Genomic DNA, 21,290 nt, shown 5'->3' on the forward strand with positions numbered 1-21,290 from the left:
GATACGGCTCAAGCCCGTGGGAGCGGAACACCAGGCGCCAATTATAAAGTCGGCATGCGGCGCGAAACTTCAACGGATCGAATTCATAGATTCAGTCTGGCTTAATGCGAGATTCGCCACGGCGGCAGCGGCCGGAATCTCGCCTGCAAGTGCTGCATGAAAGTTCGTGTACGCGCGGGCAAGCCAGCACGTTGATGGGTGAGCGCGATGACGTTCGCGTCCGGAGTTTTCCACGCGGGCAGCAAGCGCACGAGCCTTCCTTTCGCGATGTCGTCCGCAACGTCCCATTCGGAACGCAGGATCACGCCGCGGCCTTCGCATGCCCATTGACGGATCACGTCGCCGTCGTTGCAGCTCAAGTGCGATGAAACGCGTACGCTGCGGCGTGTGCGGCCGCGGCTGAACTGCCAGAGGGTGACGTCTTCGTTATTCTCGCGCAGCACGATACACGGCAGCCCGGCGAGGTCGTCGGGCGACTCGGGCGCGCCTATACGTTTGACGAGCGCGGGCGCCGCGCATACGAAGCGCGCGTTGGGGGCGATCGTGTAACCCACGCGGTTGGATATCGGCAGGTCGCCGATATGCACGACGATGTCGAAGCGTTCAGCCGTATCCATGAGCGGCTGGTCCGACAGCGTCAACGCGACGTCGATATCCGGATGCTGCTGCTGAAAGTCGGCAATCGCGGGCGCCACGTAACGCCGCCCGAAACCGAGCGGCGCGTTGACTTTCAATGTGCCGACCAGGCCCCCGCGGCGCATCTGCAGATCTTCGAACAGCGTATCGAATTGCTGTACGAGTTCCGCGCCGCGTTCGCAGAGCAGCGTGCCTTCTTCGGTAAATTGAAGGCGTCGCGCGCTGCGGTTGAGCAGTTGGGCACCGAGCTTCTTCTCCAGTTGTTGCAGACGCTGCGTGATCGCCGAAGGTGACAGCCCCAACTTTCGCGCCGCGGCGACAAGGCTGCCACTTTCGCGTATCGTCAGCAGGAAGCGTATATCGGCGGAGTCGTTCATGAAGGTGCGGTTTTCAGTCCAGGACCATGGAGCTTAATGCGTTTGCCTGCACGCTTCCAGTGCCGGTGCAGGATGAAAGGTAAAGTGGTGCTTCTGTAACGCAGACGACAGCTCAAAACGCTACAGTATGCGCAGCATGATTCCCTATCGCTTCACTAAAAGAGAACACCGATGCCGTTGTCACATGAGGTCGACGCCGCACCGAAAAGTGCCCTGAAACAGGGCGTATTTCTGCACACTGGGTGGCGAAGCGCAGGCACCTGGGTGTGGTCCCGTCTTCGGGCGCTCAACGCTGTGACCGCCTTTTACGAGCCGCTCAGCAATGTACTTGCCGATTTGAGCCTCGCAGATGTCGCCGCAAGCCGTCCCACGCTGACCTCGGGACATCCGCCGCTCGACGCCCCTTACTTCGACGAGTACACGCCGTTTCTGCATGAAGGCGCGCGCGGTGTGGCCGGCTACAGCAGGCAATTCAGCATCGACCGTTTCGGCGACGTGCCGGATGCCGGATTCCCCGCGCTGCACGCATATTTACGCAACTTGTGCGATCACTCGACGCGGCAAGGCAGCGTGCCGGTGTTCAAGTTCTGCCGGTCGTCGGGAAGGTTGCCGTGGCTCAGACACGCCTTTCCCGATGCGATGCACGTTGGTGTGTTGCGCAATCCCGCTTCGCAATTTGCTTCCGGCTGGCTACTCAACCAGCAATGGCGTAATCCGTTTTTTGTTGCCGCGCCTTTTCGCGTGCTCGGATTGAATCGTGCGGAACCGGTGGTGAAGCAGGTCATCGACATGTGCGATGTGAAGTTGCCGCCCGCCACGCCGGCTTCCGACGACGCCTACGCAATGGCCTGCGAACAGTACGCACGCAGCGCGGAAGGCAATAATGCATACCGGGCATTCGTCGCGCTATGGATTCTTTGCGCGTGGCGAATGGGGCAAGGAGTCGATCTGCTCATCGACATGGATCAGCTTGGACAGTCGCGCGAATACGCTGCTCGTTTGCGAGCGAGCTTCGAAGCGCAGAGTGGCTTGTCGCCCGATTTCAGCGGCGCGCGCGATCTGGTCGAGGAAACGCGGCGCAACGCGGCGCGCATCGGCGCAATAGACGGCGGGTCGATGCGCGCGGTACATTCCGCAGCGCTAAAATTTCTCAAGGCGCAAAGCGGTATCGAGGCAGCCTTTATTGAGCGGGTGCGTGAGCAAATGGTCCTCGCTAACGAGTTGACTGCGCAATGGCGCTAAACGCGCATTGTTTTTCTGCCTATGAAGCCACGGCCTTTTTCGATTCCGCCATTGTTTCTGCCCTCAGCCGGTCGTAGCTGGTCTTGTCGAGCGGCACCGCGCCCGGCTGGCCCAGATCGGACAGTTTGACCCGGTAGTTCTCCCGCGCGCTCCATGCGGTCACCGCCGCGATGATCGTGATGCCGAACGTGATCGCTCCAATCGTGATTGGAACATTGTGCGATCCCGGCGGCGCGACATACGCAAATAGTGCGGGCAGCAGCGCCGTAATCGTCGTCCCGATGTTCTGCCCGATCGCCATCGCGGAGACGCGCGAGCGGGTGGGAAAAAGTTCTGGATAGAAACTCGGGAACGTGGCGTTATAGCCCTGGTAGACAATGCCCCACATGAGGATCGACATGACGATCGCGAGCCCTACGTTGTGAATACTGATCGCATAGAGGTACGCAAATGAGAGCAGCCCCGCGCCGAGTGCGCCGACTATGATCGGCAGGCGTCGCCCGATCCGGTCCGACAGATTGCCCACGTACGGGATCACGAGCACGGCCACAATGTTGCCGATCACCGGGATCCATAGATAAACGCTTTTCGAAAAGCCGATACCGTACGCGGCCTGCACCGCATAGGCAGCGCCGAAAATCGTCGCGACCACGGGAATCACGTTCATCAGCGAGCAGCCGACCACGCGCAGCATGTCCACCCAGTTGTAGCGGAACGCCTCGGCAATCGGCGACTTCGGCACGCCGCCGCTCGCGTCTTCTTTGGCGAAAGCGGGCGTTTCCTCGACCGCGCGCCGGATGATGTAGCCGGCCACCAGCACCACGGCACTCAGTAGAAATGGAATGCGCCAGCCCCAGGAATTGAACGAACTCTCCTCCATGTAATAGGCGAGCGGCAGAAACACGGCGGCAGCGAGAATCTGTCCGGCCTGCACGCCTTGCAGCGTGAAACTGGCGTAATAGCCGCGTCGTCCAAATGGCGCATGTTCGAGAATCATCGAACTCGCGCCCGAGATTTCGCCGGCGACCGCAAAGCCCTGAATCAGCCGAAGTACAACGAGCAGCGCGGGTGCAAGCAAGCCGACATGCTGATAGGTGGGCAGCAGGCCCACCGCCATCGTCGAAAAGCCCATCAGGAACATGCACAGCAGCAGAACGTTCTTGCGGCCATGCGTGTCGCCCCAATGTCCGAGCACGAACGCGCCGATTGGCCGCGCGACGTAACCCACACCGTAAGTCGCCAGCGAGGCGACGATCGCGATCTTTGGATTGCCGGACGGAAAGAACAGCTGAGGAAAGATCAGCGCCGCTGCCTGCGCGTAAATGAAGAAATCGTAGTATTCGAGTGCCGAGCCGATCCAGCCACTGGCGGTTGCCTTGCGCGCCTGCCCGCGATGCTTGCGGTCATCCACCGATACATTCGTTGTCATGTTGCGCCTCCTCACCTGATTTTTGGGTGACCAGCTTCTGCGGCTGCCTCATTTGGCGTCCGGCGCGCCAACTATGCAAGCCAGGATTTGTACGACGGGGCCGAGGCTTGCGGCAAGTGCATGCTGCAATGCGGAAGAACGCACAACGCCGCCGGTCACGCGCGGCGCTCCCAGCACAGTTGCCGCACAAAAAACAATACAGTGAGGCGCGGTTCTGTTTTGCTGTATCGGGAATATGCGGCGCAGCGTCGATACAGTTGACGGACTCCAATCCGTCTGTCCGCCCGGTCCGAATGCCGCGGCACATCCCGAATCCGAGGTAATCAATGAACGCAGCAAACGAACAAGCGAAACTTTCGGTTCAACAGATCGGCCACTATTTCGGCGGGGCTGCGATCGACCCGACCAGCGGCCGCTTCAAGGAAGTGTTCAATCCCGCGACGGGTCAAGTGACAGGGGCGGTCGCGCTGGCGTCGATCGAGGAAGTGGATGCTGCAGTGCAATCCGCGAAAGCCGCCTTCGCCGCGTGGAGTGAAACCGCGCCGCTCAAGCGCGCACGCATTCTGTTCAAGTTCAAAGAACTGCTCAACAAGCACCACGACGAACTCGCGATGCTCATTACGCGCGAGCACGGCAAGGTGTTCACGGACGCGCAAGGGGAGGTCGTGCGTGGCATCGAAGTGGTCGAATTCGCGTGCGGCATTCCGAATCTGCTGAAGACCGATTTCACCGACCAGATCGGCGGCGGCATCGACAACTGGAATCTGCGCCAACCGCTCGGCGTGGTCGCGGGCATCACGCCGTTCAATTTCCCGGTTATGGTGCCCATGTGGATGTTCCCCGTGGCGCTGGCTTGTGGCAACACTTTCGTGCTGAAGCCGTCAGAACGCGATCCTTCGGCGTCGCTGCGCATTGCGGAACTGTTGAAAGAAGCCGGTCTGCCGGGCGGCGTATTCAATGTGGTCAACGGCGACAAGGTGGCCGTCGATGCACTCATTGAACATCCGGACGTCGCCGCACTGTCGTTCGTCGGTTCGACTCCGATCGCCGAGTACATCCATGCGGAGGCGTCGAAGCGCGGCAAGCGCGTGCAGGCTCTCGGCGGTGCCAAGAATCACCTCGTGGTGATGCCCGACGCCGATCTCGACCAGGCCGTCGACGCGCTGATCGGCGCGGCATACGGATCAGCTGGCGAGCGCTGCATGGCAATTTCGGTGGCGGTAGCAGTGGGTAACGTCGCCGACAAGTTGATCGAAAAGCTGGTGCCGCGCGTCAAGTCGCTCGTGATCAAGAACGGCGAGAACCTCGACGCTGAAATGGGCCCGCTCGTGACCGCGGAGCACAAGGCGAAAGTCGCGGGCTATATCGCATCGGGCGAAGAAGAGGGTGCGACGCTCATCGTGGACGGCCGCGCGCATCCGGTCACGAACGAAGCAGGCTTCTTCATTGGCGGAACGCTGTTCGACAATGTCGGCACGCAAATGAAGATCTATAAGGAAGAGATCTTCGGCCCAGTGCTTGCCGTGGTGCGGGTGCCCGATTTCGCCAGCGCGGTGGAACTCATCAACGCGCATGAGTTTGGTAACGGCGTGTCGCTCTTTACGTCGGACGGCGGTGTGGCGCGCGCTTTCGGCCGGCAAATTCAGGTCGGTATGGTCGGCATCAATGTGCCCATTCCAGTGCCAATGGCGTGGCACTCGTTTGGCGGATGGAAGAGGTCGCTATTCGGCGATCATCATGCGTATGGCGAAGAAGGCGTGCGCTTCTATACACGGTACAAGAGCATCATGCAGCGCTGGCCGGATAGCATCGCAAAGGGTGCTGAGTTCACGATGCCGGTCGCGAAGTAACTCGCGCTACACACCTGATGAAGACTCTTCTTCCGCTTCATCCAGGACGGCGTTTTGCACGGCTATCGCGGGGCTCACATACGGCGGCGCCTGGCGCGGCTCGTCAATGCTGTAGCGCAGACGTCCCGCGTCCACGTACACGCGAAAGCCCCTGTATTTGACGAGGTACAGCAGGCCCACGAGCGCGGCGGCGAAGCCCGACGCCGCGCCCACGCCAAGCGCCCAGCGCGGGCCGAAACGGTCTGCTACCCAGCCCACCACGGGCGCGCCGAGCGGAGTGCCCCCGAGCGCAATGGCGAGCAGGATCGCGATCACCCGGCCTCGCATGGCCGGCTCCGTGGAGAGTTGCACGAGACTGTTGGTGGATGTGTTGAAGGTTTGCGTCGACACACCGATGAAGGCGAGCATCACGCCGAAGAGCACATAGTTCGGCATTAGCGAAGCTGCCGTGCAGCCCACGCCGAATACTGCCGCGGCACCGAGCAGCAAAGCCATGCGCGGTTGTGCGCGGCGCGCCGCAAGCAGCGCGCCGGTGACGGAACCGATCGCCATGGTCGAACTCAACACGCCGTATTCGCCCGCGCCCGCATGGAATGCGGTGACGGACATCGTCGAAATAAAAATAGGGAAGTTAAGGCCGAACGTGCCGATCAGGAACTGCATGAGCAGCGCCGCCTTCAGATCGGGGCGCTTCCATACATAGCGGAATCCTTCCACGAAGCTGCCGCGCGAGCGCATTGCACGAGGCTTTGCATGTAGCTCGCGAGCGCGCAACATGCGCAACGCGCCGAGGACGGCGATAAACGAGAGCGCGTTGATCAGAAACACCCAGCCCGTTCCAACCGACGCGATCAGCAGACCCGCCACCGCCGGACCGATCATTCGCGCGGCATTGAACGACGTGGAGTTGAGCGCGACCGCATTGGAAAGATCGCTTTCGCCGACGAGGTCCGACACGAAAGTCTGACGCGCGGGCGAATCGAATGCGGTTACGCAGCCGAGCAGTCCTGCGAAAACGTAGACCTGCCAGAGTTGCACGAGGCCGGTAATCGTAAGCAGCCCAAGGCCAAGCGCGAGACTGCCCATGGCCGCCTGCGTGATGAACAGGAGCTTGCGGCGGTCGAAATGATCGGCCGCATAGCCGGTGAGCGGCAGTAAAAGCATTTGCGGCCCGAACTGCAGCGACATTACGATACCCACGGAAGTCGCATTGTGTTGCGTGAGTTCCGTGAGGACCAGCCAGTCCTGCGCGGTGCGTTGCATCCATGTACCGACATTGGAGACGATCGCACCACTCGCCCACACACGGTAATTGAAGTTGCGCAGCGAACGGAACGTACTGCTCACCGGAATTCATCTCCTACCAATGTCTGGATGGTGTCTGGCCGACAGCGCATGCTCATGCGCGCGTTTGTTCCAGCATGGCGAGCACTTCCTGCGTGGTGCCGGTCTCGCCGAGGCGCGGGAAGATTCGCGTGAGGCTGTTCGTGTGAGCGTCCAGGTGCAGGTCGGTCATTGCGTCGACAGCAAACGCGATGTTCAGACCTAGCTCGTGCGCGAAACGCGCGGTTGATTCAATGCCGACGCTGGTCGCCACACCCGCGAGCACGATTTGCGTCACGCCTTGCTCGCGCAGATACGCTTCGAGATCGGTATTCGTGAACGCGCCCCACGTGTGTTTCGTCACCAGATGATCCGACGCTTGCCGGTTCAGTTCGGGCACGAGGTCGGCAAAACCCGCGGGGAAATTGCCGGTAGGACGCGCCTGCTCCGCGCGCCCCGGCGCGCCGCCCGCCACGTTCACCAGCACGACGGGCAGACCGTTGTGGCGAAACGCGTGGGCTAATTGGGCCGCGCGTGCGACCACTTCAGCCGTGGGATGAGCGGTGGGCATTGCGACGATGCCTTGCTGTAAGTCGATCACCACCAGTGCGGTCTTTGCGTCGAGCGTGGTCAGTGCCATGTGAGCTCCAGTTCTGGTCTGCGTGAGAATTACGATTCGGTCAGGCGTTTGAGCAGTTCGACACCGGCGGCAAGTTGCTGCTGCTCGGCTGCCGAAAAGCGCGTCTGGATAGTGCGAAACAGCCAGTCTTCGCGTGCGGCGCGACTCGCCTTGATCTTCTTGCGGAAGGCGGGCGTGAGCGAAAGAACCGTTTGCCGGCCGTCGTTCGGATCGGGGGCGCCCCTTACGAGGCCTGCGGCTTTCAAAACAGAAAGCGTCTCGCTCATGGATTGCGGACGCATGCCCTGGGTGCGCGCGAGTTCGGTGACCGTTGCGGGGCCGTCGCGTTCGAGCAGGCCGAGAACCTGTATCTGCGAAGGCGTGAAATCGCCGAGATGAGCCTCTTCGCGCAGACGGCGACGCAGCTTGCCGGTCAGCACCCGCAGATCTTCGGCGAGTGCGTGAAGCGAATCGGAGTCGAGCGGCGGATCGTTCTTGCCCATGTGTGCCAGCAGAAAGCCAGACGAATATATGAAGGTAACCTGTGTAGGCTACCTTCATATATGGCACGGGTCAAGTGGACGGTCAGTCTCTCAGGCTGTTGGCACACGGTGCGACCGCGGCGCGACCGGCGTTCTGCTACGCGGGTCTGTCTGTTCTTTTTCCGCGCGAATGATCGCGAGCAGTTGTTCGAGCCGCATCGGACGGCCGGTCAGGAAGCCTTGCACCACATCGCAGCGCGCGTCGCACAGCCATTCGAGTTGCGCGGGATACTCGACGCCTTCCGCGACGACCAGCAGGCCGAAGCTATGCGCCATCGAAATGATCGCGGTGACGATGGGCTGACCGCCATTGGGCAATGGACAGATGAAACTGCGGTCGATCTTGATGCTGTGCACCGGAAAAGATTGCAGGTATGACAGCGACGAGTACCCCGTGCCGAAGTCGTCGAGCGACAGGCGCACGCCGACGGCACGCAATTCCTGCATTGCCTGAATGCCCACCGACATATTGGACATCAACTGGCTCTCGGTCAGTTCGAGTTCGAGCAGCGAAGCCGGCAGGCCGCTTTTTTTCAACGCGGTGCACACTTCGTCCGTGAAGCCTTCGGTTCGCAGTTGGCGTGCGGAAATGTTCACGGCCACATGCACGCCTGCATTCGTGCCGGCATTCCAGCTCGCGGCGTCGCGGCACGCACGCGACAAGACCCAGCGGCCAAGCGCGACGATCAGATCGCTGTTTTCGGCAATCGGAACGAATTCGGCCGGCAAAATGGGGCCTTCCGTCGGATGCGTCCAACGGACGAGCGCCTCCGCGCCGAGCAGGCGGCCGGAAAGGCAGTCGAATTGCGGCTGATAGACGATGTCGAGTCCGTCGTGTTCGAGCGCCTTGCGCAGTTCGGCTTCGATGCGCGCGCGCCGTTGCGCCTCGGCCGTCATCTCGCTCTGAAACTCGACCGCAATGCTCTTGCCCCTGCTTTTCGCCGAATACAGCGCAATGTCCGCATTGCTGACCAGTTCCGCGATTTCGGCGGTGTCCTCGGGATAAATGCTGAACCCCACGCTTGCCGTCACGGCCGACTCGATGCCAAGCAGAACGAATGGGCGTGACAGGTTGCGCGCGACGCGGCCCGCCGTGGCGCGCGCACGAACGCGGCTAGCATCGGGCCCGAGCACGACAGCGAATTCGTCGCCGCCGATTCGGCTCACCAGATCGTGAGGCCGGACGACGTTGCGCAACGCCTCGGCGACCTGCTTGAGCAGTTCATCGCCGGCGCCGTGGCCGAGCGTATCGTTGACGGTCTTGAAGTTGTCGAGGTCCACCATCATCAGCGCGACGCGTTTATTCGCGGCGCTTGCCTTGTGCAGGCGCGTCTTCAGTTCATCGTAGAACGCACGGCGATTAGGCAGGTCCGTCAGCGGATCAGTCGAAGCAAGATATTCGAGGTCTTTCTCCGCGCGCGACACACGCTCGCGCATGCGCTTCATGACGAGCGATGCAATCCACACCGAACACAGCGACGCGCCGACAAGAAAGCAGCCGTACTGGGCAACCTGCGTTTTTATAGCGTCAGTCGTCGCTACGACCACGATGCTGCCGAGCAACCGGTCGTTATGAATGATGGGTGCCGCGACGAAGATGTCTTCGAGTGAAAGATGGCGCGAGCCGCCCACGTTCGCGAGCGTGCCTTCTTCGTAGTCAACTCGGCTGAGCCCCGGGCGCGCATAGCGCACGAACAGTTCGCCATCTGGCGTATAGACGGTTGCGCTCTCCACATGCGGAACCTTGCGAAGCGAGCCGAGTACTTCAGCAGTCGCTTCGCGGTCGCCGAACATGGCCGAGGCGGTCAGATTCTCTGCGAGCACCGATGCCTGCATGCTGACGTCGTCGGTCAGCGACGCGCGCAGCGAAAGCGCCTGATAGATCAGCAGCACGACACTGGAAATGAGCAGCGCGATCGCCACGCCGACCAGATTCACATGTTCGCGTGGCCATACAAGCCGTGACCATCCGGAGAAACTTTTCATAGAACCGTCCTCGCGAGGCGCATGAGTTTCGAACTGAGCGTGATGCGCCGGCGTGAAGCCTCGCTAACGTTGATATCGAACTTAAGATGATCGCCGTCGCGCACGAGGCGAATCACCCAGCCCTGCTCCGCGGTGTCGACCTCGCTCACGATCACGACGGGCGCGTCGGATGCCAGCAGCGCCTTGACTGCCGCGCTCAATGGAGTGTTTGCGGTTAACACGACGAGGTGGCAATCGGCGGTTTTTTCCGTGCGAGGCAGCGGCCGAACGCGCCATCCCTGTTTGCCCGCACGCTTGCCGTCGAGCTTGGCGAGCGCCTGACCGAGCGGCCTCTCCTGGTCCACGCACACTGAGAGGACGTTGTCCGCCGAGCGTCCTGGTGGCCAGTCGGTGAACTGCGCAAAGTTGAAGATGTAGGCCGCCTCGAGGGCGGACAGGTCCACCTGTGCATCGACCGATGTCTGCACGATCAGCGGCGACGCGAACACGAAACACGCCGCTATGGTCCTGATGCGAACGCGATTCATGTCAGAACCCGTAGACGGCCTTGAACACGAAGGTCCGGCTTTGCTGCGCAACTGTCTCCTGGGTGAAGCCCGGACCCACTGGGTCGGCGTACCGTTTGTCGGTCAGGTTATAAATGGAAAACGACAGGTCCGCACCGCGAATCAGCCGTCGCGAACTCAGCGTGAGGTTCGCGAGGCAGAAACCGCCGGTTTCGCCGACCGCGGCCAGTCGCGTGGACGTGCATTGCACTTCGAGTCCCGATACCAGCGCATTCGCGAAGAACGGCACCGCCACATTGGCTTTCGCGAGATGCTTCGGCGAATTCTGGAGTGCGGCCCCGGTGTTGGAGTCGTGAGCTATCTGGTACGAATAGCTGGCGCGCACCCGCGTGCCTGCGATTTGCTGCTCATAGGCGAGTTCCGCGCCTCGCGCGGTGGCGCGATCGACATTGCGGAAGATATAAAGACCGGCGCTCTGCTGTGTCGTCGTGATCAGCTCGCGCGCGTTGTACTGGAACAGCGAGAGTGTCGCGCGGGCCATCGCGGACACGGCTCTTTCATATACGAGTTCGGTCGTCGCGATGTGCTCTGCCTTCAGCGATGAATTACCCAACTGGCCGTCGGCGCCGCCTACCGCGTAGTACATCTCGTATGCGTTCGGCGCGCGATAGGCCTCGCCGTACAGCAGCTTGAAGGTGTCGCGCGGAGTCAGCTTGTAGACGAGCCCGATGCGCGGACTCAGGTTGCCGCCCGAGGCCGTCTGCTGGTCGTAACGCAAGCCCGCATTCAGCGTGAAATTCGCGGGCAACGTGATTTCATCTTCGATATAGACACCGGCGCGGTTGCCGCTGTGATGGTCGTCGAGCAATTGCGAATACGGATCGACGTTGTAGTTGTACTGGTTCAGGCGCGCGTCTCTGGCGAAGTCCGTACCGATCACGATCCGATGTTTGTCGATCGACGACACGGTCGCGTGCACATCGGCGCCGTACCAGAGCGCGTGGCTGCCGTCGACATTGGCCACATACGGTTGCGGACCATAGACCGAGGGCATCCGGTAGTCGTAGCGGCCCCAGTACACCTGCGATGACAGCGTCACGCCGTCGGCAAGCAAATGCTGGTACGAGAGATCCAGATAGCTTCGCGTGTCCGTCACGCTGAAGGGCGCATTGAACACCGCGCCGTACGGCGCATCGGGCACGCCCTTCGTGCCGTTTCCGTAAATGAACGTCAGCCGGAAATCGCCATACGCGGCCTTGCCGAGAAAGTTCTGCGCGCGGTCGTAGTCCAGCCGGTTGGCGACGCCGTTGTTCTGCTCGGGCGTGTCGAATGCCGGATAGTACAGATCCTGACCGCTGCGTCCATACGACGTCGCGGAAACAAGAATGTCGGCACCGTGCGCACCATGCCAGCCGTATGAAGCACGCGCCTTTTTCTCGCCGAAGCTCCCCACCGCGACGGCGGCTTCCGCGCCCGCCAGATCGCTGCCGGTTTTCGTAATCACGTTGATCACGCCGAAAAGCGCGTTCGCGCCGTACATCGCCGAACCCGGGCCCGGCACATACTCGATGCGCTTCACCAGATCCATGTCGAGCGGGAAGTCCGTGCCGATGGGTGCCTGACCGTACACACCGTCGTTCGTACGCATGCCGTCGATCAGCAGCAGGAACCGGCTGTTGTAATCGCCAGGACGCTGAAAGCCGCGCGAGCCGAGGTATTCATATGAGCGGTCGTTCGTCACATACAGGCCCGGCAACGACGCGAGCGCATCGGCAAGCGTGCGCCAGCCGAACTGACTGATGTCTTCGGCGGTAAGAACGACCACGGCGGCTGGTGCGTCGGTAACCGACTGATCGAAACGTGACGCCGTGCTGACAGTGACCTGCATCAGCGCCTCCAATGGCATCGCCGCCAACTCCTCGGCGTCCGGGGCCGAAGCTGCGCTCGCGCGAGGCTCGTTACCGGCGAAAGCTGCCGGCGAACAGAGCGTTGCCAGTCCCGCGACAGAACAAGCGACCAGGCGTTGAGAAAGGAAAAAAGAAGCGCGCGTAGTTGGAACCATGACAGCCGGTAAATCGGGAACGCTCCTTCAAAGTGGATCGTCACCTGCTTGTTATCGGCGCGAGCATGGGAAGCTTGAGTCGGCGTGAGCCGCCGCGCTGTGCGCGGGCTGACTTCACAGCAGCCTTGGACGAGGCTGAAGTTGTAAAAAGGGAATAGGGATATCCGACGTTTGAAGCCATGCATGGCGCAAAATCCGAAGGCCTTGCCGCGTGCATACGCCTTTTCAAATCGTCGAATAGCGCGTGGCGCATGGATTTCGGCGGTATCCAACGGAGGCCTCGTGAAGTCGCGGCACGCGGCTTGCTGTAAGAGCCGTTTTTACCGCCGCCCTCACCGTCATGCAACAAACTTTCAATTCGAGAACTCTCGGCTCCATGCGACAGGCGATGATCGAACGTGATCTCGCCCATATCGAACAGGTTCTCGTGCGCTCGCATGCAAGTGCTAGCGACAATTCGGCTTTTCCGCTCTCCTACTGGCACGAGCGTCTGCGTCGCATCAAGGACGGCGGGCAACTGTGGGGCGTGCACCTTCGTAAGATCGACACACTGCAGCGCCTGCTCAACGGTGCATTGCCGCAAAGTTAAGCCAGTCGTTTGACACTGAAACGCGCGCCTCCAACGCATAGGCGCGCGTCATGAATACCCTGGTTGCGCCAATGCGCACGTCCATGTAACGGCGCGTTTTTGACGTCGGGCATAGGCGCGATGTTCTCGGTACGCGCGATGCGCTAGTCGTACTTCGCGTACATCCGCCGTTTCTCCCTCCGCATCCTCCGTTCTCTTCTCCTTGCTCTCTCTTGCGCGCCGGCTCCTTTGGGCTCGCTCCCGTCGACTGCCGGTGAGTTCTCTTCGGGCGCTCACGCGGCGCGCTTCTTGCGGCGTGTCGACAACGCATGCCGGGGCTCCGGCTGCGCGGCCAGTGCTGTGCACCCTAGTGCGCGCAAACCACGGAGAGCAAACATGGAAACAGGAAAAGTGGAAGGGGCAGTGAAGGAAATAGGCGGCAAGGTGCAGGAGGCGGCGGGCGAGATGCTCGGCGACACCGGGACCCAGATGGCCGGCACCGCCCGCGAACTAAGCGGCAAGGCTCAACAGGTGTGGGCGGATCTCACGGACGTCGTGCGCGAGACGACCACCGAGCGGCCGTTCACCGCGCTCGCGATTGCGGCGGCCGCGGGGTTCATTCTCGGCGCGCTGCGCTCGGCAACCGCACGCGATGTTCGTGGCGACAGGGATTACCGTTAGATACGGTTGACATAGAGTCGATTGCATCGTTCGGATCAAGCGCTCGTCGCCGGTTGACGTAACCGGTGGCGAGCGCCCGTGACGGCAATTGCTGGCGGGAGATACAGGATGTCGATACATACCAAAGTGAGCCAGTGGCGCAACGTGGCGCGTTTCTGTTCGAGTCGGGCGGTGGACTACGCCGAACTTCTGGCACTCGAACTGGAGGAGGCGAAAGGGCGATTGGTGCGCGAAGTCATCGCGATGGTCGTGCTGGCGGTCGCTGCCATGTTCACCCTCTCTTTTCTGTGCGTGGCCATCATCGTGACGGCGTGGAATACGCCTTACGTCATTGCCGTTGCGTGGGGTGTTGCAGCTGCGTGGCTCGTCATATCGATCGCCACCTTCGCGATGATGAAGGCCCAGAAGCCCGTCGAGCCATTGCATGTGCTGCGCGACGAAGTGTCCCATGACCTGGAAGCCCTGAAGGACGCCCTGAAATGAAACACGATCCAGCCTGGCATCAGGAACGCCGCGCGGCGATCCTTCAGCGCATGGCCGCCTCGCGCGCGCGCCTGCTGTCTGCAAATCTGGCACTGCACACGCCTCGGCGAACCGCGATAGCGGGTGTGCCGGCCGTCAACGCAATGAGTTCTCTCGCCGACACGCCTTACCTGGCACTGGTGCTCGCGGCCGGTCTTGCGGCCGTGCTTCTCGGGCCGCGCAAAGCGATTGGAACGCTCGCACGCACAAGCGTAATGGCGTGGCTCACGAGGACCGCGCGCAGTGTGTTTCAGCGCTAGCGCCATTTGACGCTTTCATGCCGGCGCCATCGACTCCACGTGCGATGCGGCGACTATCGCGCGGTACGAGACCGCGCGGCACGCCGGATGCACATGTGTTCGCGTTTCACCCGCGAGTAGTTGAACCGTTCAGTGTGGAGGATATATGAAGGCGCTTAGATGGCATGGCAAGAAAGACATCCGCTGCGTCACTGTGCCCGATCCGAAGATCGAACACCCGCGCGACGCGATCATCAAGGTGTCGAGTTGCGCGATTTGCGGCTCCGACCTGCATCTTTACGACGGCTTCATGCCCGGCATGGAGTCCGGCGACATCATGGGCCACGAGTTCATGGGCGAGGTGGTGGAAGTCGGCAAGGAGAACAGCGCGCTGAAGGTCGGTGACCGCGTGGTCGTGCCGTTCACCATCATCTGCGGCGAATGCGATCAATGCAAACGCGGCAACTTTTCCGTGTGCGAACGGAGTAATCGCAACAAGGACATTGCCGACAAGATGTTCGGCCATACCACAGCGGGCCTGTTCGGCTACACGCATCTGACTGGCGGCTATCCTGGCGGGCAGGCCGAGTTCGTACGCGTGCCGTTTGCGGACAAAACGCATGTGAAGATTCCGGACGGTCTTAGCGACGAGCAGGTGCTTTTCCTCGGGGACATTTTTCCGACCGGCTGGCAGGCTGCGGTGCAATGCGATATCGAGCCTACCGATACCGTCGCGATCTGGGGCGCCGGCCCGGTCGGGCAAATGGCGATTCGCAGCGCCGTGCTGCTCGGCGCAAAGCAGGTGATTGCGATCGACTGCGTACCCGAGCGTCTTTCCATGGCGCGCGCGGGCGGCGCCGTCACGATCGACTTCAAGGAAGAGAGCGTCCTTGAACGGCTGAAGGAACTGACGGGCGGCAAGGGGCCGGAAAAATGTATCGACGCTGTCGGCATGGAATCGCACGCAACGCGTTCGGTTGACGCCATGTACGACCGCGCAAAGCAGGCCGTGATGCTCGAAACCGACCGGCCGCACGTGCTGCGCGAGATGATCTACGTTTGCCGTCCTGCGGGAACGTTGTCGGTGCCGGGCGTCTACGGCGGTCTGGTAGACAAGATTCCGTTCGGTGCGTCGATGAACAAGGGCCTGACATGGCGCATGGGACAGACGCACGTCAACCGCTGGACCGACGATCTGCTGCGGCGAATCCAGGAAGGGCAGATCGACCCGTCGTTCGTCATCACGCACACGGTTTCGCTCGATGAAGGCCCGCGCATGTACAAGACGTTCCGCGACAAGGAAGACGGCTGCATCAAGGTCGTGCTCAAACCCTGACGCGTCGGGCAGTGATCGTCGCGACACTGGCGCTGTCTGTTATTTCACGTGAGCCGCGCTGACGTGGCTCCCCAGAATGAAGGTGGTGTAAATGGATTCTCGTACTGAACCGAAGCAGAAGAGCGCTCGCGCTCTGAAGGAACGACTGCCGCAGCCCCATTCGATCGCGCGCGGTCTTGGGTGGTACAGCATTGCGCTCGGCCTTGCAGAACTGGTGGCGCCGCGCATGATGGCTCGCGCGGCAGGTGTCGAGACAGGACCCGGCACTATGCGCTTCTATGGTTTGCGCGAACTTGCGTGCGGCGTCGGCATACTGGCGTCGCGCGATCCGCGGCCATTCTTGTGGGCACGCGTAGGCGGCGATGCGCTCGACCTTGGCACGCTCGCGCTGACGTCGAACAAATGGAGCGCACGCGACCGGCAACGGGCGGCAGCCGCGGCCGTGAACGTGGCCTGTGTCACGGCGCTCGACGTGTATGCCGCCAATTGCGTGGAGAGTGTGCCGCGGTTGCCGTCGGCGGACTACAGCGATCGCACCGGTTTTTCCAGCTCGCCCGAGCAGATGCGCGGCGCCGCGCTCGCGGACTTCGAAACGCCACGCGACATGCGCACGCCGGATGCGCTAGCGCCTTATACGCGCGGCGAACAGTCGTCGACGACGGGTCAGCGCCTGCGTGCGGGCAGCGCGACGAGCGCCGCATAAGCCTTCGCATCAGCGTAGAAAGCGTACCTTCCGGACGGCGGGTACGCTTCATTCAGCGTTAAGTTTGGGCGCTATATAGGCTTGTCTTGCACGGTGTCTTTGCAACCATCTGGTCATGCGAACAACACGCGCACAGCGTCACGCTGACAGATCGCCCTTGCTGGTTGGATGTCCTTCGGCGCCACCCGGTTCGAGATCAGGATCCACGTGATCGTGCTCAGGGGTGTACGGCCCTTCAGACGGGTGTTCTTTTCCCTTTGGAACCAGAGTCGGATCGATGCTTCCATGCTCCCGCTCTTCCACTGTGCCGTCGGATTTGATCTTGACGTCTCCATCACCCAGCTTCTCACGCCGCTGGTCCGCGCGTTCCACGGGATCGGACGGTTCCTGGTTCATGCTTTTCTCCTCTCAGGTTAATTGACGCTTCGTTCACGCACATCGAAAGCGAGCAAAAGCGATACCCGCCTTGCAGACGATGTTTCAGATGAAGTGTTGCACGCGGATTGCTGTGCAGAGACAAGGCTCGCGAATTCAACGCGGGCTGTCGCTGCAGGCAGCCCGGGCCGCGACGCTGTCAGACCTGAGAGAAGGAGAGTGCAGATGAAAGCAGTCGTATTTCACGGCATAGGGGACATCCGTCTCGACAATGTTCCCGATCCCAAACTCGAGCAACCCACCGACGCGCTCGTACGTCTCACGTCCAGCGCGATTTGCGGCACCGATCTGCATATGGTGCGCGGCACGTTGGGCGGCATGGTGCCGGGCACGATTCTCGGCCATGAAGGAATCGGCATCGTCGAGGAAGTGGGCCGCAGTGTGCGCAATCTGCGCCAAGGCGATCGCGTGCTGATTCCGTCGACTATCTCGTGCGGATATTGCTCGTATTGCCGCTCGGGCTACACGGCCCAATGCGACAACGCAAATCCGAATGGCGCAAGCGCCGGCACTGCGTTCTTCGGTGGACCGAAAACGACCGGCCCGTTCCAGGGCCTGCAGGCGCAATACGCGCGCACGCCGCTGGCGCACGCGAGCCTGATCCGCTTACCCGACGAAATCGACGATGACCGCGCGATCCTGCTCTCCGATATCTTTCCTACCGGCTATTTCGGCGCGCAACTGGCGGGCGTTCGTACCGGCGATACGGTCGCGGTGTTCGGAGCGGGTCCAGTGGGCCAGTTTGCCATTGCGAGCGCGAAGCTGATGGGCGCCGGCCGCGTGATTGCGGTGGACCGCATAGCGTCGCGACTGGACATGGCTCGCACGCAAGGCGCAGAAGTAATCAATTTCGACGAGGAAGATCCGGTCGACATGATTTTGCAACTGACCGGCGGCATCGGCGTGGATCGCGTGATCGATGCAGTGGGCGTGGACGCGGTGCGTGCCGAGCACGGCCCGGCCGCGCAGAAAGAGCGCGACCAGCAACAGGCCTTCGACAAGGAAGTGAAGGAGATTGCGCCCGATACGAACCCCGATGGCGATAACTGGCGTCCGGGCAGCGGACCCTCGCAGGTATTGACGTGGTCTGTCAGAGCGGTGGCGAAAGCGGGCACCGTGTCGATCATCGGCGTGTATCCGCCCAACGACCGCGTTTTTCCGATTGGCGAAGCAATGAACCGCAATCTCGTCGTGCGCATGGGCAACTGCAATCACCGCGCGATTACGCCGCATCTCGTTGAGATCGTGCGTAACGGCTCGTTCGATCCGCTTGCCGTGCTGACGCAGCGCGAGCCGATTACCGACGCGATCGAGGCATATCGCGCGTTCGACAATCGCGAGCCGGGCTGGATCAAGGTCAAGCTGCAACCGTGAGCGGCGGGTCACGCCGCTGCGCGCGGGGACTCGTCTCTCACGTCGTCTTTCACACTCATCTCACTTCAACCGCGGGCGAAAACGCCCGCAAGGACGCTTGTTTCCAACTATGACAGTCGACCAACGGCTTCGCAGCATGCGCAAGACCATGCGTGACATGTTCGGTATCGTGCGCTTGCGCGCCGGTCAGGAGGACATTATCCGCAGCGTATTGCAACACCACGACACGCTTGCCACGATGCCGACCGGCGCGGGCAAGTCGCTTTGCTATCAGTTGCCGGCGCTGCATCTCGAAGGCACCACGCTCGTCGTGTCGCCGCTGATCGCGCTTATGAAAGACCAGGCCGACAAGCTGCTTGCCGCTGGAATCGACTGCACACTCGTGAACAGCACACTGCGTAGTCGCGCCGAGCGCGAAGCGCTGGAGCGGATTGCGGCAGGCGAGAGCGGCATCGTGTTCGTGACGCCGGAGCGCCTTGCGCAACCGGCCTTCATCGAGACGTTGCGCGCGCGCCCCGAAAACCGCGTAGGACTAGTGGTGGTCGACGAGGCGCACTGCGTATCGCAATGGGGACACGACTTTCGCCCCGCGTTCCTGCAGATCGCGGCTGCGGTGAAGTCGCTGGGGCAGCCGCCGGTGCTTGCGTTGACTGCCACCGCGACGCCACGCGTGCTCGACGACATCGTGCACTCGCTTGCATTGCGCGAACCGCGTGTGGTTCGCACGGGCACGTATCGCCAGAATCTGCGCTATCGCGTCGTGCAGGTCAGCACGGCGGGAGGCAAGGACGGCGCAGCGCGCGCGGTGACCGCCAAGCGCGAGCAATTGTCGAAGCTGATTGCATCGCTTAGCGGGACCGGCATCGTCTACGCGGCGACTGTGCGCGACGTCGATCGCATTTACGGCTGGCTCACGGAGGCAGGCGAGTCGGTCTCGCACTATCACGGTCGAATGGCGGCTGACGCTCGCGAAGAGGCGCAGGAGCAGTTCATGTCGGGCGCGACCCGATTGATGATCGCAACCAACGCATTCGGCATGGGCATCGACAAGGCGGACATACGCTTCGTGATCCATTACCAGATTCCCGGCAGCCTCGACGCTTACTATCAGGAAACGGGCCGCGCAGGCCGTGACGGCGAACCCGCCGATTGCGTGCTGCTGTTCGATCTGAACGACCGGCGCATTCAGCAATTCTTCCTCGCGGGACGCTATCCGAGCGTCGAGCTCGCGCAGCGGGTCTACGACACGCTTGCCGCGCGTATTGCCGACGAACCGAAGGGCGTCACGCTGGCCGCGCTCAAGCAGGCATTGCCGGATGTCGGTGCGGGCAAGCTGGAAGTCGCGTTGAACATGCTGGTCGACGCCCGCGTGGCCGGCCGCGACCGGCAGCGCCGCTATCGTCTGCGAAGCCGCGAGGGCGCGCAGGAGTCCTCGCGCGACGCGGTTGCCAATGCCGCGGCGCGATTCGAACAGATGAGTGCGCACGACAGGGAAACGCTGCAGCAGATGATCGACTACGCGCAAACGGGTCAATGCCGGTGGCGCGCGATCCTCGACTATTACGGCGACTCGCCTGCCGCCGAGCGCTGCGGCGTCTGCGACAACTGCGTGAATCCGCCGCAAATCGACATGGCGCCCGACGCTATCGTTGCACCGGAGACGCACGGGAATGAAGTCGCACAACGCAAGCGTGAGCCGCGCAAAGTACGCGTCTGGACTCCGGGCGATGCCGTGCGCGTGCCGCGCTATGGCGCCGGTGAGGTCGCGCTGGCGAGCGGCGAGCAGGTGGCCGTGCAGTTCCCCGACGGCAGCACCCGCACGTTTCTGGCGAGTTACGTGAGGGCGGGGCGCTGATCCACATGCGCCCCAATCGAGGCAACATCGGCGGTCGCTTCCGACGTTGCCTCGATCCGCGCGCGGAAGTAGCGCGCGGTCTCTTTCAGTCCGTCGTCGAGCGAGGTTTTTGGCTGCCAGCCGAGCAGCTCGCGCGCGCGTGAAATGTCCGGTTGACGATGCCACGGGTCGTCGGTCGGCAGCGGATGCAGTTCAAGCGGGGAACTTGAGCCCGTAATTGCCACAATGCGTTGCGCGATCTCGCGCATGCTCACTTCGTGCGGATTGCCGAGATTGACCGGGCCGCCGGGGTCTTCTGCGGTGTTCATCAAACGGATGAACGCGTCGATCATGTCGTCAACGTAGCAGAACGAACGCGTTTGGGAGCCGTCGCCATAGAGCGTGATCGGCTCGCCGCGCAGCGCCTGCATCATGAAGTTCGACACCACGCGGCCATCGGCGGGATGCATGCGCGGCCCATACGTATTGAAGATTCTCGCAATGCGAATAGAAAGCCCATGTTGACGGCGGTAGTCCATGAAGAGCGTTTCCGCGCAGCGCTTGCCTTCGTCGTAGCACGAGCGCGGTCCGATCGGATTCACGTGGCCCCAGTAGTCTTCTTTCTGCGGATGCACGAGCGCATCGCCATACACTTCGCTCGTCGATGCCTGGAAGATTCTTGCTTTCACGCGCTTGGCGAGTCCGAGCATGTTGATCGCACCGTGCACGCTCGTCTTGGTGGTTTGTACCGGATCATGTTGATAGTGAATCGGCGACGCAGGGCAGGCGAGGTTGTAGATCTCGTCGACTTCCACATAGAGCGGAAATGTCACGTCGTGACGCATCAGCTCGAAGTTCGGGCAATCGAGAAGATGCGCGATGTTGTCCTTCGTGCCCGTGTAGAAGTTGTCGACGCACAGCACGTCGTGGCCTTGCGTCACGAGCCGCTCGCACAGGTGTGAGCCGAGAAAGCCGGCGCCGCCTGTGACCAGAATCCGCTTGCGGGTAAGTTCTTTCATGTTGCGT

The 21,290-nt window shown here is 61.8% G+C and carries 21 protein-coding genes; 10 read left to right on the forward strand and 11 right to left on the reverse strand.

The window, feature by feature from the left end; genetic code table 11:
- Positions 1 to 101: 101 nt before the first annotated feature.
- Positions 102 to 1,013: a LysR family transcriptional regulator gene (locus BCA01S_RS15315; protein ID WP_027777653.1), complete on the reverse strand. Its 912-nt coding sequence runs from the start codon at positions 1,011 to 1,013 to the stop codon at positions 102 to 104.
- 171 nt (positions 1,014 to 1,184) lie between these two features.
- Here BCA01S_RS15315 and BCA01S_RS15320 point away from each other — a divergent pair, with 171 nt between their 5' ends.
- On the forward strand, positions 1,185 to 2,255 hold the full coding sequence (locus tag BCA01S_RS15320; protein WP_027777654.1) for a hypothetical protein: 1,071 nt from the start codon (positions 1,185 to 1,187) through the stop codon (positions 2,253 to 2,255).
- Between the two features lie 19 nt (positions 2,256 to 2,274).
- On the opposite strand, the gene BCA01S_RS15325 is transcribed toward BCA01S_RS15320, so the two are convergent.
- A complete protein-coding gene (locus tag BCA01S_RS15325; protein ID WP_027777655.1) occupies positions 2,275 to 3,684 on the reverse strand; it encodes an MFS transporter in 1,410 nt (469 codons plus the stop codon).
- A 326-nt stretch (positions 3,685 to 4,010) separates the two neighbouring features.
- Here BCA01S_RS15325 and BCA01S_RS15330 point away from each other — a divergent pair, with 326 nt between their 5' ends.
- Positions 4,011 to 5,534 carry a CoA-acylating methylmalonate-semialdehyde dehydrogenase gene (locus BCA01S_RS15330; protein ID WP_027777656.1) on the forward strand — a complete coding sequence of 508 codons (1,524 nt, stop codon included), beginning with the start codon at positions 4,011 to 4,013 and terminating at the stop codon, positions 5,532 to 5,534.
- Positions 5,535 to 5,540: 6 nt separating this feature from the next.
- On the opposite strand, the gene BCA01S_RS15335 is transcribed toward BCA01S_RS15330, so the two are convergent.
- From BCA01S_RS15335 to BCA01S_RS39055, 7 genes are all read right to left on the reverse strand, one after another.
- On the reverse strand, positions 5,541 to 6,881 hold the full coding sequence (locus BCA01S_RS15335) for an MFS transporter (protein ID WP_027777657.1): 1,341 nt from the start codon (positions 6,879 to 6,881) through the stop codon (positions 5,541 to 5,543).
- Positions 6,882 to 6,933: 52 nt separating this feature from the next.
- Positions 6,934 to 7,497, reverse strand: a complete 564-nt coding sequence (locus tag BCA01S_RS15340) for an isochorismatase family protein (RefSeq protein WP_027777658.1) — start codon at positions 7,495 to 7,497, stop codon at positions 6,934 to 6,936.
- Positions 7,498 to 7,526: 29 nt separating this feature from the next.
- Positions 7,527 to 7,979 carry a MarR family winged helix-turn-helix transcriptional regulator gene (locus BCA01S_RS15345; RefSeq protein WP_027777659.1) on the reverse strand — a complete coding sequence of 151 codons (453 nt, stop codon included), beginning with the start codon at positions 7,977 to 7,979 and terminating at the stop codon, positions 7,527 to 7,529.
- 90 nt (positions 7,980 to 8,069) lie between these two features.
- Positions 8,070 to 10,004: a putative bifunctional diguanylate cyclase/phosphodiesterase gene (locus BCA01S_RS15350; protein ID WP_027777660.1), complete on the reverse strand. Its 1,935-nt coding sequence runs from the start codon at positions 10,002 to 10,004 to the stop codon at positions 8,070 to 8,072.
- A complete protein-coding gene (locus tag BCA01S_RS15355) occupies positions 10,001 to 10,531 on the reverse strand; it encodes a YfiR family protein (protein ID WP_027777661.1) in 531 nt (176 codons plus the stop codon). Before BCA01S_RS15355 ends, BCA01S_RS15350 begins: the two co-directional genes overlap by 4 nt.
- Before the next feature lies 1 nt (position 10,532).
- On the reverse strand, positions 10,533 to 12,416 hold the full coding sequence (locus BCA01S_RS15360; RefSeq protein ID WP_244145994.1) for a TonB-dependent receptor plug domain-containing protein: 1,884 nt from the start codon (positions 12,414 to 12,416) through the stop codon (positions 10,533 to 10,535).
- Positions 12,398 to 12,844, reverse strand: a complete 447-nt coding sequence (locus tag BCA01S_RS39055) for a hypothetical protein (RefSeq protein WP_244145995.1) — start codon at positions 12,842 to 12,844, stop codon at positions 12,398 to 12,400. The genes BCA01S_RS15360 and BCA01S_RS39055 overlap by 19 nt, the downstream gene beginning before the upstream one ends.
- Before the next feature lie 116 nt (positions 12,845 to 12,960).
- Here BCA01S_RS39055 and BCA01S_RS15365 point away from each other — a divergent pair, with 116 nt between their 5' ends.
- The 6 genes from BCA01S_RS15365 (at position 12,961) to BCA01S_RS15390 (ending at position 16,621) form a co-directional block, all read left to right on the forward strand.
- Positions 12,961 to 13,161, forward strand: a complete 201-nt coding sequence (locus tag BCA01S_RS15365; protein ID WP_084166865.1) for a hypothetical protein — start codon at positions 12,961 to 12,963, stop codon at positions 13,159 to 13,161.
- A gap of 375 nt (positions 13,162 to 13,536) precedes the next feature.
- On the forward strand, positions 13,537 to 13,821 hold the full coding sequence (locus BCA01S_RS15370) for a CsbD family protein (protein ID WP_020068314.1): 285 nt from the start codon (positions 13,537 to 13,539) through the stop codon (positions 13,819 to 13,821).
- Positions 13,822 to 13,929: 108 nt separating this feature from the next.
- On the forward strand, positions 13,930 to 14,304 hold the full coding sequence (locus BCA01S_RS15375; protein ID WP_027777664.1) for a phage holin family protein: 375 nt from the start codon (positions 13,930 to 13,932) through the stop codon (positions 14,302 to 14,304).
- Positions 14,301 to 14,603: a hypothetical protein gene (locus BCA01S_RS15380; protein ID WP_027777665.1), complete on the forward strand. Its 303-nt coding sequence runs from the start codon at positions 14,301 to 14,303 to the stop codon at positions 14,601 to 14,603. Before BCA01S_RS15375 ends, BCA01S_RS15380 begins: the two co-directional genes overlap by 4 nt.
- A 145-nt stretch (positions 14,604 to 14,748) precedes the next feature.
- A complete protein-coding gene (locus BCA01S_RS15385) occupies positions 14,749 to 15,918 on the forward strand; it encodes a zinc-dependent alcohol dehydrogenase (RefSeq protein WP_027777666.1) in 1,170 nt (389 codons plus the stop codon).
- Positions 15,919 to 16,009: 91 nt separating this feature from the next.
- A complete protein-coding gene (locus BCA01S_RS15390) occupies positions 16,010 to 16,621 on the forward strand; it encodes a hypothetical protein (RefSeq protein ID WP_027777667.1) in 612 nt (203 codons plus the stop codon).
- Between the two features lie 138 nt (positions 16,622 to 16,759).
- Here BCA01S_RS15390 and BCA01S_RS37120 read toward each other — a convergent pair whose 3' ends face one another.
- Positions 16,760 to 17,017 (reverse strand): hypothetical protein, encoded by a 258-nt coding sequence (locus BCA01S_RS37120; RefSeq protein WP_084166866.1) that lies wholly within the window; start codon positions 17,015 to 17,017, stop codon positions 16,760 to 16,762.
- A gap of 204 nt (positions 17,018 to 17,221) precedes the next feature.
- Between BCA01S_RS37120 and BCA01S_RS15400 the strand changes: the two genes are divergently transcribed.
- Together BCA01S_RS15400 and BCA01S_RS15405 are read left to right on the forward strand one after the other, a co-directional pair.
- On the forward strand, positions 17,222 to 18,430 hold the full coding sequence (locus tag BCA01S_RS15400; protein WP_027777669.1) for a zinc-dependent alcohol dehydrogenase: 1,209 nt from the start codon (positions 17,222 to 17,224) through the stop codon (positions 18,428 to 18,430).
- A 109-nt stretch (positions 18,431 to 18,539) separates the two neighbouring features.
- On the forward strand, positions 18,540 to 20,285 hold the full coding sequence (locus BCA01S_RS15405; RefSeq protein WP_027777670.1) for a RecQ family ATP-dependent DNA helicase: 1,746 nt from the start codon (positions 18,540 to 18,542) through the stop codon (positions 20,283 to 20,285).
- Here the strand turns inward: BCA01S_RS15405 and BCA01S_RS15410 are convergent.
- Positions 20,264 to 21,283 (reverse strand): UDP-glucuronic acid decarboxylase family protein, encoded by a 1,020-nt coding sequence (locus BCA01S_RS15410; RefSeq protein ID WP_027777671.1) that lies wholly within the window; start codon positions 21,281 to 21,283, stop codon positions 20,264 to 20,266. The genes BCA01S_RS15405 and BCA01S_RS15410 overlap by 22 nt on opposite strands.
- Positions 21,284 to 21,290: the final 7 nt, after the last annotated feature.

This window comes from Paraburkholderia caledonica NBRC 102488 (genome assembly GCF_000685095.1).
Taxonomy (GTDB): Bacteria; Pseudomonadota; Gammaproteobacteria; order Burkholderiales; family Burkholderiaceae; genus Paraburkholderia; species Paraburkholderia caledonica.